Here is a 14,102-nt window from a genome sequence, read left to right as displayed (position 1 = left end):
CTATTCAAGATTATAGCTAACAATTAAAAAGATATTTACAAAAAGTTAAAACTGTTCAGCAGATTAGCATAATTTGCCACTTTTTATATTTTTGTCGGACCTTAAAACAACCTTATGAATTTTAAAAGGACCAACAACATAGTTGGCTGGGTGATTTGCATCATTGCCTGCTCTGTTTACATCATGACTATGGAGGCCACGGCCAGTTTGTGGGACTGCGGTGAGTTTATTTCCACTGCGTACAAAGTACAAATCCCCCACCCTCCCGGAGCACCCCTGTTCGTATTGCTCGGAAGAATCTTCAGCATGTTTCTGAAACCCTCACAGGCCGCTCTCGGTGTTAACACCATGACCGCCATCGCCAGTGGTTTCACCATCCTGTTCCTCTTCTGGACTATTACGCACTTTGCCCGTCGTCTGATGGTAAAAGCCGGTGAAGAGATTTCCCGTGAAAAAATGATCGCTATCATGGGCGCAGGCGCCGTAGGTGCCCTGGCCTATACCTTTTCTGATTCATTCTGGTTCTCCGCTGTGGAAGGTGAAGTATACGGCATGTCCTCCTTCTTCACCGCCATCGTGTTCTGGGCCATACTCAAATGGGAAAACGAAGCAGACGAGCCCTATGCCGACAGATGGCTCGTACTGATCGGTTACCTCCTGGGCCTCTCCATCGGGGTTCACCTGCTCAACCTCCTCACCATTCCTGCTATCGTAATGGTGTACTACTTCAGACGCTTCAAAGCTACCGGCTGGGGCACCTTCTGGGCTTTCATCCTCGGTTGTGCCATCACCGGCATGGTCCAGAAATACCTGATCCAGGATACCGTAAAAGCCTCCGGCTATATGGACGTAATCTTCGTCAATAACCTCGGAATGGGATTCTTCACTGGATTTATCTTCTATTTCGCGGTAGTAGTAGCCCTGCTCCTCATCGGTCTGAGAAAACCTAAATTCGGCCTCTACGCCCCGCTGATCGTGATCGCCACCATCATTCTGGTGCCAGCTTACAACGATACAAGCGGTGGTGTAGTATTCATTAAACTGCTGCTGGCCACCTTTTTCCTGCTCATTCCTTTCTTTATCAAAACCTTTGGTATAAAGCTGGACCAGGGAAAATTAGTGCACTTCAGCCGCCTGACCATCCTCTTCATCCTCTTCACACTCCTTGGTTATTCTACCTACATCACTACCATGGTACGCGCTACAGCCAATCCTTCGGTAAACATGTACAACGTAGATAATCCTATCTCTCTCGTAGGATACCTCGGCCGTGAACAATATGGCGATTTCCCGCTCATCTACGGACAGGTTTTCACCGCCCGCCCGGAAAAATATAACGAAGGCGGTAACATCTATGCCCGTAGCGCAAAAAAATATGTTGTTGCCGGCAAAAAAATGGAACCGGTATACGCTAAAGAAGACATGATGCTCTTCCCCCGCGTATGGGACGCCAGCAACGACCAGGGCCACGCCGATTTCTACCGCTCATGGCTCGGCCTCGACGCCAACGAAAAACCTTCCTTTGGCGACAACATCAAGTTCTTCATCCAATACCAGATGAACTTCATGTACTTCCGCTACTTCATGTGGAACTTCGTGGGTAAACAAAACGATACCCAAGGCTATGGCAACGTCCGTGATGGTAACTGGATCTCCGGTATCCCCTTCATCGATAACCTGATCTATGGCGACCAAAGCCTTATGCCTGACAGTCTCCGGAACAATAAAGGACACAACACGCTGTTCTTCCTTCCGTTTATCCTTGGTATTCTCGGCTTCTTCTTCCATTACAATCACCATCGCAAAGACACCCTCGTTGTGTCGCTCCTGTTCTTCTTTACCGGTATTGCGATCGTAATGTACCTCAACCAGGCCGGTAACCAACCCCGTGAGCGTGACTATGCCTATGTAGGTTCCTTCTACGCTTTCGCTATCTGGATCGGACTCGGTGTACTGTCTGTTTACAACTTCCTTAAGAAGAAAATGAGCAGCACCATCGCTCCTTCCCTCGCCACTGCACTCTGCCTCCTGGCCGTACCCGTGCTGATGGCTGCCCAGGAATGGGACGACCATGACCGCTCTACCAAAACCATCGCCAGAGATATCGCTAAAGATTATCTCGAATCCTGCCAGCCAAACGCGATCCTGTTTACCGTTGGTGACAACGATACCTACCCGCTCTGGTACGCACAGGAAGTAGAAGGCATCCGCCCCGATATAAGGGTGATCAACCTCAGCCTCCTCGGTGTAGACTGGTATATCGACCAGCAACGCAGAATGGTGAACCAAAGCGCAGCAGTGCCCATGACCTGGGCTGCTGATAAATACCAGGGCGAAACCCGCAACTTCATCCGCTTTTTCGACCCAGGAAACATCCCGGCTGATAAATACTTCAACCTGAAAGATATCATGGACTTCATGGGAAGTGATGATGAACATAACAAGGTAAACACCCAGGACGGCGGATCCGAAAACTTCCTGCCTACCCGCCAGCTGTTTATCCCGGTTAACAAGGAAGAAGTCCTGAAATATGGTGTGGTTGGCGCCAAAGACTCTGCCAGAATACTGCCACAGGTATCTTTCAAAATCAACAAAAGCTACCTGCTCAAAAATGACCTGGCCGTTTATGATATCATCGCCACCAACAACTGGAAAAGACCTATTTACTTTACCAGCCCTACAGACCTCGGCCTGAACGATTATCTCAGAACCGATGGTCTGGCATATCACCTGGTGCCGTTGCCTAAACCAACAGCCAACGATCCGCTGGGTATGGATATCAACGCCAATATCAACGCAATGTATGATAACCTGATGCACAAGTTCGCCTTCGGTGGTGCACAAACACCAGGTACTTACTTCGATGAGCCTAACCGCAAAATGTTGTTGTACCTGCGTCAGTCCTTCACCCGCCTCAGCGTGGCCATGACACAGAACGGTGAGTCCAAAGACAGCGCTATCTCCGTGCTGACATACATGGACAAAAACATCAAGGAAGGCAACTTCCCTTACGCCATGACCACTCCGGGTAACATGCACAACTACACCTCCCTGCAAACTGTTTACGCCCACTACATCGCTGGTGACGTAAAAAGAGCAGAAGAGATCAGCAACCAGATCATCAAAGACTGCGAACAACAAATTCGTTACTATCAGGCATTACCTGCCAGCAGAATGACCAGCGATCTGCAACGCGACGGACAAACTGCTGAACAGTTCATCGCCTGGCTGCAACGTATGAAGATCGACTTCGGCTCCGGTGCCGGTGCACACCCCAAAGAGGGCCTGCAGCACGTAAGCACGGAAGACTCCAATGCTGCCCCTCAGGCAGCCCCGGACTCCGCCAAATAATCAAATAATCAGCTTAAATAAAAAAAGCCCAGGACTTCAGTCCTGGGCTTTTTTTATTTTATCCTCGCCCCATCAGGAGCATCAGCATTATCACATGCATCACAGTTACAGATTGCTCACCATCTGTCTCCAGTAAGCAGCGCTTTCTTTTACTTCCGGTACGTTGTAATCCCAGTTGTACTCGTATTCAGCAGAGAACAGACCTTTGAATTTCTGCGCTTTCAGTGTTTCCAGCACCTGTGGTATTTTACATACACCGTTGCCCCATATTACGTCGTGCGACTGTTCTGTTTTACCATTCAGATCTTTAAAGTGCAGGCTCACAATATGACCATTCAGTTTTTTCAGGCACTCTACAGGGTCCAGGCCGGAACGTACCCAGTGACCGATATCTGCGCAGGCGCCCATTAATTTACTTCTGCCCTGAATAGCATTCAGTACGCTGTCGGGATGCCAGTAGTGACTGGGTTTAGGATGATCATGAATCGCCAGTTTAATATTATAGCGGTCACACAGAGAAGAGATCAGGTCCAGGTACTCCGGTTGCGGCTCGCTGGTGATACTCTGAATGCCCATCCTGTTGGCGAAATCAAACAACATTCTCCATTCTGCTTCAGAATTGGGTACTACCACGCCAAATGCTACCAGTACCTTGTGTTTCTTTTTAATCAGGCTTTTTACCTGCTCCTGTTTGTCGGGCGACATATGGTAATCCATCTTGCCTTCTATGCCACCTCCGATGGTCTGCCCCGGAAACGCTTCCACATATTGAATACCGCAGCTGTCCATTTTGTCCAGCGCTTCTGCCAGGGTAAAATGGTTGAACGTCCACGCCTGTGCGCCCAGTTTCCAACCCAATGCATCTGCTCTGGCCTGACCCTTGGCAGATTGCGCAAATAATGCCACCGCTAAACCGCCGGCCAGCAGCCATGCATTTCTCAGTTTTTTCATATAGATATTTTTTTGATGATTGAAAGTAATAGCTTTCAACGTAAAATACAAGATTTTAACCAAGATTAGGATGATTTAAATGATTACACCCATCCTGGTAATTTTTTCATTAATTTTAATAACGAACTATGTTTTGATTTTTGTGCTATGAGAGGAATAACTTTTTCCCGGTTTAATCCGGATGAAAATAACAGATCCCCCTTCCAGAAATTGCTGGACCTCTTCACCCAACTACTTACCTATACCAGCGGAGACGTGACCGAAGCCCTCCAATGGCTTACAGAGCTGGATAAAGAGTTTGGTCTTACCAACGACGACTATGGCATCGGTGATTTTATTCAGGACCTGAAAAACAAAGGATACCTGAAAGAAGATGAAGCCGGCGAAATCATTATCACGGCCAAAACCGAACAGACCATCCGTAAAAACGCGCTGGAAGAGATCTTCGGCAAACTGAAAAAATCCCAGGTAGGGAATCATAATATCCGGAAATCAGGTATCGGAGACGAGCTAAACGCGGAAACCAGACCTTTTGAATTTGGTGACGGCGTAGACCAACTCGATGTCACCGCTTCTATCCGCAATGCCCAGATCAACCACGGCATTGATAGTTTCTCTATCAGTCAGGAAGACCTGGAAGTCAAGGAAACAGACTATAAAACCCAGACATCTACCGCCCTGATGATCGATATCTCACATTCCATGATATTGTATGGAGAAGACAGGATCACCCCTGCCAAAAAGGTAGCCATGGCCCTCAGCGAGCTGATCACCACCCGCTACCCTAAAGATACCCTCGACATCATCGTTTTCGGTAATGATGCCTGGCAGATCGAAATCAAAGACCTGCCCTATCTGCAGGTAGGTCCTTATCATACCAATACGGTGGCCGGCCTCGAACTGGCCATGGACTTACTGCGGCGGCGGCGCAATCCCAACAAGCAGATCTTCATGATCACCGACGGGAAACCAACCTGCCTTAAAATAGGCAAGGAATACTATAAAAACAGCTTCGGTCTGGACCGCAAAATCCTGAACCGTACGCTCAATCTGGCCGCCCAGTGCAAAAAACTGAAAATACCGATCACCACCTTTATGGTGGCCACCGATCCCTGGCTGCAGAAATTTGTACAGGAATTTACCGAAACCAACAGCGGTAAAGCCTTCTTCTCCGGGACCGACAAACTGGGCCAGTTCCTGTTCTACGATTTTGAAAACGGGAAACGAAAATTATTCTAAAACCGGCAAGGAATTGCGTAACTTATAAACATGGACACCAGCATCAAGACGTTAGGCGAACTGAAAAAGAGTGGCTATAAACCCGTTTCGGTAAAAGAGGAAATCAGACGTAACCTGATTAAAAAACTGCAGAAAAAAGAAACCTCCTTTCCCGGCATTATAGGCTATGAAGATACCGTCATACCGGACACCGAAAGGGCGCTGCTCTCCCGTCACAATATCCTGTTCCTCGGCCTGCGCGGACAAGCCAAAACCCGCATGGCCCGACAGATGACGGACCTCCTCGATGAATTCATCCCCGTAGTGGAAGGCTCGGAAGTAAATGACGATCCTTTCAATCCCCTGTCAAGATACGCAAGGGACCTCATCGCCGAAAAAGGCGATAAAACCCCTATCACCTGGATATCCCGCGAAGAACGTTATGCCGAAAAACTCGCCACACCCGACGTTTCCGTAGCCGACCTCATTGGTGACATAGATCCCATCAAAGCCGCCAACCTCAAACTCAGCTACGCCGACGAACGGGCCATCCACTTCGGTATCATCCCCCGGTCCAACCGCAGCATCTTCGTCATCAACGAACTCCCCGACCTCCAGGCCCGCATACAGGTAGCCCTGTTCAACATCCTGCAGGAAGGCGATATCCAGATCAGAGGGTTTAAAGTACGCATGCCACTCGATATACTCTTCATATTCACGGCTAACCCGGAAGACTATACGAACCGTGGCTCTATCGTTACCCCGCTGAAAGACAGGATAGAAAGCCAGATCATCACCCATTACCCGAAAAGCGTTGAAAACTCCCTGCTCATCACCGAACAGGAAGCCGATATACATGATGAACAGCTGGCCAAAGTGTCTATCTCCGACATGGTAAAACGCCTGATAGAACAGGTAGCCTTTGAAGCCCGCAACAGCGAGTATGTTGACAAAAAAAGCGGTGTCTCCGCCCGCCTTACCATCGCCGCCTATGAAAATGCGGTGAGCTCCGGCGAAAGACGCGCCATCATCAACAAGGAAAAGGAGACACATGTGCGTATCGCTGACCTCATGTCTATCATCCCCGCCATCACCGGTAAGATAGAACTGGTTTATGAAGGCGAACAGGAAGGTCCCCTCCAGGTGGCCCATAACCTGCTCGATAAATCCATCCGCACCCTTTTTGCCTCCTATTTCCCCAACCCGGACTCTTTCAAGAAAAAGAAACAGTCACAACCCGTGGAAAATCCCTACCGCAGCGTTATCCAGTGGTTCGATAAAGGCAACAGCCTCCAGCTGCTACAGGATATCAGTGATAAACAATACGAGACTTCACTCAACAAGGTAGAAGGACTCAAAGACATGGTCAAAGCACGCTTCCCGCAGGCCAACAACCGCGAAGCCCTGCTGCTGATGGAGTTTGTATTGCATGGACTCGCTTCCTATTCCCTCATCAGCAAAAAGGTAGCGGAAAACCATACCCGTTTCAGCGATCTGTTGGGCACCATGATGAACTTCAGCATGGAGGACAACGACGTAACTGAAGAAGAAGATTTTTAGTTTTTTTTGCAGATAAATAGCAAGCTGGCGTTACTTTGAAAGATTGTAATCGACCAGCTTTTTTTATGCCCTACCCATTTGATCATTTAGTCATTTCAATATTTAAGTATTGAAATGACTAAATGATCAAAGGACTAAATAAAAAATGAAAATTCCACTTATGAAGCACTCACGAAGAGACTTTCTCCGTTCCGCCACTACATTGGCTGCCGGCGCCGGGCTGGTGTCCGCGCTTCCTTCAGACTTACAGGCCCTCCCACTAAAAACGATCGCTGCCAGCGACCGGGTTAATATTGCTGCTATCGGTATCAATGGCATGGGCTGGTCTGACCTCACTGCCATGCTGAAACACCCTGCGGCCCAATGCGTGGCCCTCTGCGACGTAGATCGCAATGTACTCGACAAGCGGGTGGCTGAACTGTCCCAACAGGGCATCAAAGTAAAAGCCTACACCGACTACCGCAAATTGCTGGAAGATAAAAGCATCGACGCTGTTATCATCGGTACACCTGACCACTGGCATTGCCTTCAGATGACAGATGCCTGTGCCGCCGGAAAAGACGTGTATGTAGAAAAACCAGTAGGCAATTCCATCGCCGAATGCCGTACCATGACGGCTGCTCAACAGCGCTACCACCGTGCCGTACAGGTTGGCCAGTGGCAACGCAGCCAGCAACACTTTAAAGATGCCGTCAGTTTTGTGCACTCCGGTAAACTCGGACAGATAAGGCTCGTAAAAGCCTGGGCCTATATGGGCTGGATGAAGTCCATTCCCGTAAAACCCGACAGTACGCCCCCTTCCGGTGTTGACTACAAGGCATGGCTGGGGCCTGCCCGTGAAAGGCCGTTCAATGAAAACCGCTTCCACTTTAACTTCCGCTGGTATTGGGATTATGCTGGTGGGCTGATGACCGACTGGGGTGTACACCTGCTCGATTACGCCCTGTTGGGCATGAAAGCAGAAACACCCCGTTCCATCATGGCAGCAGGTGGTAAGTTTGCTTATCCCGATGATGCTGCCGAAACACCCGACACCCTTACCACCGTATATGAGTTCGACGGCTTCAATATCCAGTGGGAACAGGCCCAGGGTATTGATGGTGGACCTTATGCCCGCGATCACGGTATTGCCTTTATTGGCAATAATGGTACGCTGGTACTGGACAGGGGCGGATGGGAAGTAATACCGGAGAAAAACAAAATGGAAGCCGTGCCCCGGCAGAAAGCCGTGGACAATGGGCTGACACTACATGCCCACAATTTCATCGAAGTGGTGAAATCACGCCGGATGGATGATCTGCACGCGCCGATACAGGCTGGGGCTTTGATAGCCACAACTGCTCAAATGGGGAACATCGCCTTCAGAACAGGGAAAAAAATATACTGGGACAAACAAGCAAAACAATTCACAGACACCGACGCCAATCAATTGCTGGCCGCCGGTTATCATAATGGGTACAAACTACCGGTCATAAGCTAGTTGTCCTTCAAAGATGCAAAGCAGCAAATGCAACATGAAACTTTTGCGTCTCTGCTGCTTTGCCTCTTTGCGTAAACCCTTTCAGGACATGTCTTCCAGATTCAAAGACAGATATACGGCGCTGCTGATAGGATTATCATAATAGGCAGCAATTGGCTGGAATCCCAGCGACGTATATAGTTCGATGGCTGGGCGCATATGCGCGAGGGTGTCGAGCAGAATACGTTTATAGCCCAGTCCCTTACTTTCTTCAATAGCTCTGGCAGCCAGGGCTTTTCCTACGCCATGGCCCTTGAAAGCATCTTTTACGAAGAGGCGCTTCATTTCTGCGGTAGTATTGTCAAACGGACGGACGGCAACGCATCCGGCCACCTGACCATCTACCTTTGCCAGCAGCAGCGCCCCACCCGGGGCAGCATAAGGGCCTGGCAAACTGGCCATCTCTTCTTCAAACTGTTGAAAGCTGAGGTCTACACTTAACCAGTTGGCGTATTCTCTGAAAAGCAGCTTTACCTGTTCCAGGTTTCCGGTATCTGTTGCGGTTACTTTAATGATCTCTGTCATCGCCACACACTTTTAGGTTGTCAATAAAAACAAAAGTCCTCCGGAATAGGGTGTTCACATCTCTCTGACTGGTTTCCGGGAACACCCCCAAACTTTTGCGGGATAAGCAATTTACAACAATTACTTTACACCATCATGATACATCAGAGATTAATTTTAGGTAAAGAAAAACGGGAATTTATTGTGCAGAATGATAAAAACAATGGTAAAACAAAACGCCTACAAACACCGGCTTTCGCCCACTTTAATGCCTGCTATCAATAGGCTCAAATCGGCCATGGGCATAAAAAAAGCCGCTTCAAGAGCGGCTTCTTACTTTCCCATCTGGAGGTTCCGAGCGGATTCGAACCGCTGTACGAGGTTTTGCAGACCTCTGCCTAGCCACTCGGCCACGGAACCATATGTCTGACGAAACACTTACTTTTGCTTGCCTTTTAGCGGGCGTCCCGTCGTTTTGTGGGATTGCAAAAGTAGTAAATTTCTGATAACCACCAAATATTATTTAAAAAATATCTGAAAAAATATTTTGATAATAATACAGAACGTAGGAATATTGAGGCGCCAACGAGGATTGTTGAATCGTGAAAAACACAAAAAATTTAATACAATGGACAAACGTATTGCTGAATCTGAGCTCATTATCAACAGCCGTGGAGCGGTATATCACCTGGATGTAAGACCTGATGAACTAGCTCATACCATCATCACTGTAGGAGATCCTGATCGTGTGCCAGCGGTGACCAAACATTTTGACAAAGTAGAACACAAATTCCAGCACCGTGAATTTGTAACCCATACCGGTTATATCGGGAATAAAAAGCTATCAGTAGTTTCTACCGGCATCGGGACCGACAACATCGACATCGTGCTCAATGAACTCGATGCCCTCGTTAACATCGATTTTAATACCCGGCTCGTAAAACAGGAACTCACTTCCCTGCAGATCATCCGCCTGGGTACTTCCGGCGCCCTCCAGGAGAGCATACCTGTAGACAGCTTTGTAGTATCTTCCCATGGCCTGGGCCTCGACAACCTCATGGCTTATTATGCCTACGAAAACACCGCCGCTGAAAAACAGCTGCTGGAAGCCTTCCGCGGCCAGGTAATACTACAACCGGGTGGTGCCCATCCATGCCTGCTAGCCGCCGGTGAAAACCTGCAAAAACACTTCACCGACGGATTTCATACAGGCATCACCGTTACCTGTCCTGGTTTCTATGCCCCGCAAGGCCGCATATTAAGAGGCCCGTTGTCGAACCCTAACCTGATCGACAACCTCACCGGCTTCTCCCACGAAGGACACCGTATCACCAACTTCGAAATGGAAACTTCCGCTATCTACGGCATGGGACGCGTACTCGGACATCAATGCCTGTCTATCAGCGCTATCGTAGCCAATCGTATCCGCAAGGAATTTTCCAAAGATGGTGGCGCTGCCGTAGAAGCCCTTATCAAAAAAGGCCTCGAAATCATCGCAACATTATAATCCCCAGGACTAAAGTCCTGGGCTATATTGGATGGGCTATATTTGGGCGATCATCTCCATCCAATATAGCCCAGGGCTTTAGCCCTGGGAAACCAAAAGCTTTCTATCTTTGCATTATGCAACAAATTCATTTCTATAAATACCAGGGTACCGGGAATGATTTTATCATCATGGACAACCGGGAAGGACAGTACGACTGGCTTACCAATGAACAGGTAAATGAACTGTGTGACCGCCGTTTCGGTATTGGTGCCGATGGCCTGATGCTCCTGAACAAAAGCGAAGACTATGACTTCGCCATGAAATACTACAACTCTGATGGAAGGGAAAGCTCCATGTGTGGTAATGGTGGCAGATGCCTCACTGCATTCGCCCATAAAATGGGTGTTGGCGATGGCAACCTCTACTTTATCGCGGTAGATGGTGAACACGAAGCCACTATGGACGGTGATAACTGGGTAAACCTGAAAATGCAGGATGTGGACTTTGTAGAACATGGTCCGCTGTATTATTACCTTAACACCGGCTCTCCCCACTTTGTAAAATATGTAGACGATGTACAGGCGGTAGACGTATTCAATGAAGGCCGTCAGATCCGCTACAACGAACGTTTTGCCGCTGAAGGTACCAACGTGAACTTTGTACAGCCTTTCGAAGAAGGCATCTTCGTACGTACCTATGAAAGAGGCGTGGAAGACGAAACCTATTCCTGCGGTACCGGCGTTACTGCCGCTGCTATCACCTTTGCCGGCAAAGAAGAAAAGGAATATGTAGTCCCCGTACAAACACTCGGCGGACAACTGGAAGTACGCTATACCCGCACCGGTGAACGCTCCTTTACCAACATCTGGCTCTGTGGCCCCGCCACCCTGGTGTTTGAAGGACAGATTACCATTGGCTGATAACTTATCCCGCAGATGATCCAATACTTCAAAAATATAGATGCCAAAACGGTAGCTATCCAGGCACCCGAAAACGGTGCCTGGGTAAATATCACCCCACCACTGAAACAGGCTGAATTTGAACAGCTGTCTGAAGAGCTGGATATACCGCTGGACTTCCTTACCGACTCCCTGGATATTGACGAAAAATCACGCTACGAGCTGGAAGACAATGTAAAGCTCATCGTTATCAAAACACCCACGGAAAACAATTCCATCAACGAAAGCGATGCCTTCTACATTACCATCCCTATCGTGATCGTCCTTACCCACAATCAGATTATTACTGTCAACTCCTTCGATAACGCTGCCATCAAAAGGTTCCTCGATACCTTTCACAACAGGTCTCCGGAAAAAAAGAACATGATGGTCCTCAAAATCTTCGAGAAGGTAGTAGTCAATTTCCTCGATCACCTCAAGGAAATCAATCAGCGCAGGAACATGCTGGAAGCCAAACTCTACGATTCCAACCGAAACGAAGAACTGCTGGCCATCATGCGGATACAAAAAAGCCTCGTCTATTTTGTGACCGCCCTCCGCAGCAACGAGCTGCTGCTCATGAAGCTCGAAAGGACCAATTTTCTGGGCCTCAACGAAGATGAAAAGGAATTCCTCCACGACCTGATCGTAGATACCTCCCAGGCCCTCGAAATGGCCAATATCTACACCAATATCCTCAGCAGCACCATGGACGCCTTTGCCAGCATCATCTCCAACAACCTGAATGTGGTTATGAAAAGGCTTACCTCCATCACCATCATACTCACCTTCCCTATGCTGGTAGCCAGTATCTATGGTATGAACGTAGACCTGCCCTTCCAGCACAGTATACATGCTTTTTACATCCCCATTATCCTCTCCATCGTGATATCGGTGATCATCAGCATGTACTTCATGAAAAAGAAATGGTTCTGATCTAAAACATATTCCGGAAAACAGGGAACAATAACAATATGCAAACAGGATTTAACGTACGGGTTTATGGTATCATGATCAATGATCAAAAACAGGTACTCGTAACTGATGAATATATCCGTGGCGGATATTATACCAAATTCCCCGGTGGCGGGCTCGAATTCGGGGAAGGTACCCTCGAATGTATGGTGCGGGAATGGCGCGAAGAGCTGGGACAGGATATCAAGGTGGTAGAACATATCTATACCACTGATTTCTTTCAGATATCAGCCTTTGATAACGAAACCCAGATTATTTCGATCTACTATCTCGTAACTCCTCTGTCTCCCTTTACAGCCAAAACGCTGGATAAGCCATTCGATTTTACCGTACCGGAAGGTGTATCAGAGATTGAATATGCCAGATGGATCAACTGGGAGGATTTTTCGGCCGCAGCCGTCACCCTCCCGATTGATAAAGTAGTGGCAGACTTGGTGAAGGCACGATATTAATCGTGCGGCACCACGTCCATCACCGGCATCTCCTTGCCCATGGCGGCGGCCTTCATCCGTGTAGCGGTGTCATGCCCAAGATAACGGACAATACGATGCTCCAGCAAATAAATCAGCGGGGTTAACGCCACCGCCACTACGAATTTATAGCTGTAATTCACCATGCAGATGGCCAGCACACGCTGCCAGCTCCAGTCCTTTCCTATCTTAAAGGCGATAAACAACACGATAAAGCTGTCTACCAACTGCGACACCACCGTAGAACCGGTAGCTCTCAGCCATACATGTTTTTCACCGGTACGTTTTTTAATGTGGTGAAATACTGTCACGTCCACGATCTGGCTTACCAGAAAGGCGGTGAGGCTACCCAGGATGATCCACATCCCCTGCCCGAAAATACCCACAAAAGCGCTCTGCATGTTGGGTACCCCTTCTCCGGAACTGCTGCCCAGCCACCAGCTGTCGGCCGGCACATGGATCGCCACAAAAAACATAATAAAAGCATAGGTGATCAGTGCCACCGCAATATAGGAGATACGGCGTACCGCCACTGGCCCGTAAAATTCGTTGACAATGTCTGTCATCACAAATTCCAGCGGCCATAACAGCACCCCGGCAGTCAGCGTATACGCCAGACCGCTCTCTCCAAACAGGGTAAAGGAGTGTACCTCCAGCCCCAACAACCGTTCCAGCGAGAAAAGTTTACCACCGATACACTCGGCGATGAGCGCATTGGCTACAAAAAAGCTGGCGAAGATCACAAAAAGCTTGGTAGGCTTATCACTTAAAAGTTTCTTGACCATTTTAATAACTAACTATAAGTTGAACAACTAAGATACCGACGTTACATAAAAACAGCCACGGTGGCAGCTGTTTCCAGTTAATTTTTTTCAGTAATAATAATACTCCCGTCACCAGGCAAACAACAAGGTTTAGCGGAAATGCCACGCCCACACCTAAAACCAGCACATGGCTCACGATCATATCAAAAGAATGATCATACGCTGAAATCCTGAGTATCTGACCTAAAATAAAGCACAGGTTACAGATAAATGTAAACTTTAACACAAATCGAATCCAACGCATATTGAAATTTCGGATAAATTACAGTTATTTTTGTTCCTTTTAAACCAAACACAAGATAT

11 protein-coding genes and 1 tRNA gene are annotated in these 14,102 nt (G+C 48.1%); 8 read left to right on the top strand and 4 right to left on the bottom strand.

The features are described 5' to 3' along the window. Positions 1 to 114: 114 nt before the first annotated feature. The gene (locus DF182_RS24835) at positions 115 to 3,351 is read left to right on the top strand and encodes a glycosyltransferase family 117 protein (protein ID WP_113618470.1); all 3,237 of its coding nucleotides are present in this window, start codon (positions 115 to 117) and stop codon (positions 3,349 to 3,351) included. A gap of 105 nt (positions 3,352 to 3,456) precedes the next feature. On the opposite strand, the gene DF182_RS24830 is transcribed toward DF182_RS24835, so the two are convergent. Then, positions 3,457 to 4,302: a sugar phosphate isomerase/epimerase family protein gene (locus DF182_RS24830; RefSeq protein ID WP_113619722.1), complete on the bottom strand. Its 846-nt coding sequence runs from the start codon at positions 4,300 to 4,302 to the stop codon at positions 3,457 to 3,459. Positions 4,303 to 4,449: 147 nt separating this feature from the next. Between DF182_RS24830 and DF182_RS24825 the strand changes: the two genes are divergently transcribed. The 3 genes from DF182_RS24825 (at position 4,450) to DF182_RS24815 (ending at position 8,560) form a co-directional block, all read left to right on the top strand. Continuing rightward, the gene (locus tag DF182_RS24825) at positions 4,450 to 5,541 is read left to right on the top strand and encodes a vWA domain-containing protein (protein WP_113618469.1); all 1,092 of its coding nucleotides are present in this window, start codon (positions 4,450 to 4,452) and stop codon (positions 5,539 to 5,541) included. A gap of 30 nt (positions 5,542 to 5,571) precedes the next feature. Next, positions 5,572 to 7,080: a magnesium chelatase gene (locus DF182_RS24820; protein ID WP_113618468.1), complete on the top strand. Its 1,509-nt coding sequence runs from the start codon at positions 5,572 to 5,574 to the stop codon at positions 7,078 to 7,080. Between the two features lie 160 nt (positions 7,081 to 7,240). Continuing rightward, the gene (locus DF182_RS24815; RefSeq protein WP_113618467.1) at positions 7,241 to 8,560 is read left to right on the top strand and encodes a Gfo/Idh/MocA family protein; all 1,320 of its coding nucleotides are present in this window, start codon (positions 7,241 to 7,243) and stop codon (positions 8,558 to 8,560) included. Positions 8,561 to 8,641: 81 nt separating this feature from the next. On the opposite strand, the gene DF182_RS24810 is transcribed toward DF182_RS24815, so the two are convergent. Both DF182_RS24810 and DF182_RS24805 read right to left on the bottom strand, forming a co-directional pair. Continuing rightward, positions 8,642 to 9,124: a GNAT family N-acetyltransferase gene (locus tag DF182_RS24810; protein ID WP_113618466.1), complete on the bottom strand. Its 483-nt coding sequence runs from the start codon at positions 9,122 to 9,124 to the stop codon at positions 8,642 to 8,644. Positions 9,125 to 9,449: 325 nt separating this feature from the next. After that, positions 9,450 to 9,523 (bottom strand) — tRNA-Cys (locus DF182_RS24805). 208 nt (positions 9,524 to 9,731) lie between these two features. Between DF182_RS24805 and DF182_RS24800 the strand changes: the two genes are divergently transcribed. The 4 genes from DF182_RS24800 to DF182_RS24785 all read left to right on the top strand — a co-directional run bounded on the left by DF182_RS24800 (position 9,732) and on the right by DF182_RS24785 (position 12,957). Continuing rightward, the gene (locus tag DF182_RS24800) at positions 9,732 to 10,610 is read left to right on the top strand and encodes a nucleoside phosphorylase (RefSeq protein WP_113618465.1); all 879 of its coding nucleotides are present in this window, start codon (positions 9,732 to 9,734) and stop codon (positions 10,608 to 10,610) included. A gap of 116 nt (positions 10,611 to 10,726) precedes the next feature. After that, complete coding sequence (gene dapF / locus DF182_RS24795) at positions 10,727 to 11,512, top strand: diaminopimelate epimerase (protein WP_113618464.1); 786 nt, start codon at positions 10,727 to 10,729, stop codon at positions 11,510 to 11,512. 15 nt (positions 11,513 to 11,527) lie between these two features. Continuing rightward, on the top strand, positions 11,528 to 12,466 hold the full coding sequence (locus DF182_RS24790) for a magnesium transporter CorA family protein (RefSeq protein ID WP_113618463.1): 939 nt from the start codon (positions 11,528 to 11,530) through the stop codon (positions 12,464 to 12,466). Positions 12,467 to 12,504: 38 nt separating this feature from the next. Continuing rightward, complete coding sequence (locus DF182_RS24785; RefSeq protein WP_113618462.1) at positions 12,505 to 12,957, top strand: NUDIX hydrolase; 453 nt, start codon at positions 12,505 to 12,507, stop codon at positions 12,955 to 12,957. Here the strand turns inward: DF182_RS24785 and DF182_RS24780 are convergent. Then, positions 12,954 to 13,760 carry a queuosine precursor transporter gene (locus tag DF182_RS24780; RefSeq protein ID WP_113618461.1) on the bottom strand — a complete coding sequence of 269 codons (807 nt, stop codon included), beginning with the start codon at positions 13,758 to 13,760 and terminating at the stop codon, positions 12,954 to 12,956. The genes DF182_RS24785 and DF182_RS24780 overlap by 4 nt on opposite strands. Between the last annotated feature and the right edge of the window lie 342 nt (positions 13,761 to 14,102).

The organism is Chitinophaga flava (assembly GCF_003308995.1).
In the GTDB taxonomy this organism is placed as follows: domain Bacteria; phylum Bacteroidota; class Bacteroidia; order Chitinophagales; family Chitinophagaceae; genus Chitinophaga; species Chitinophaga flava.
This window is presented reverse-complemented; position numbering and strand designations above follow the sequence as displayed.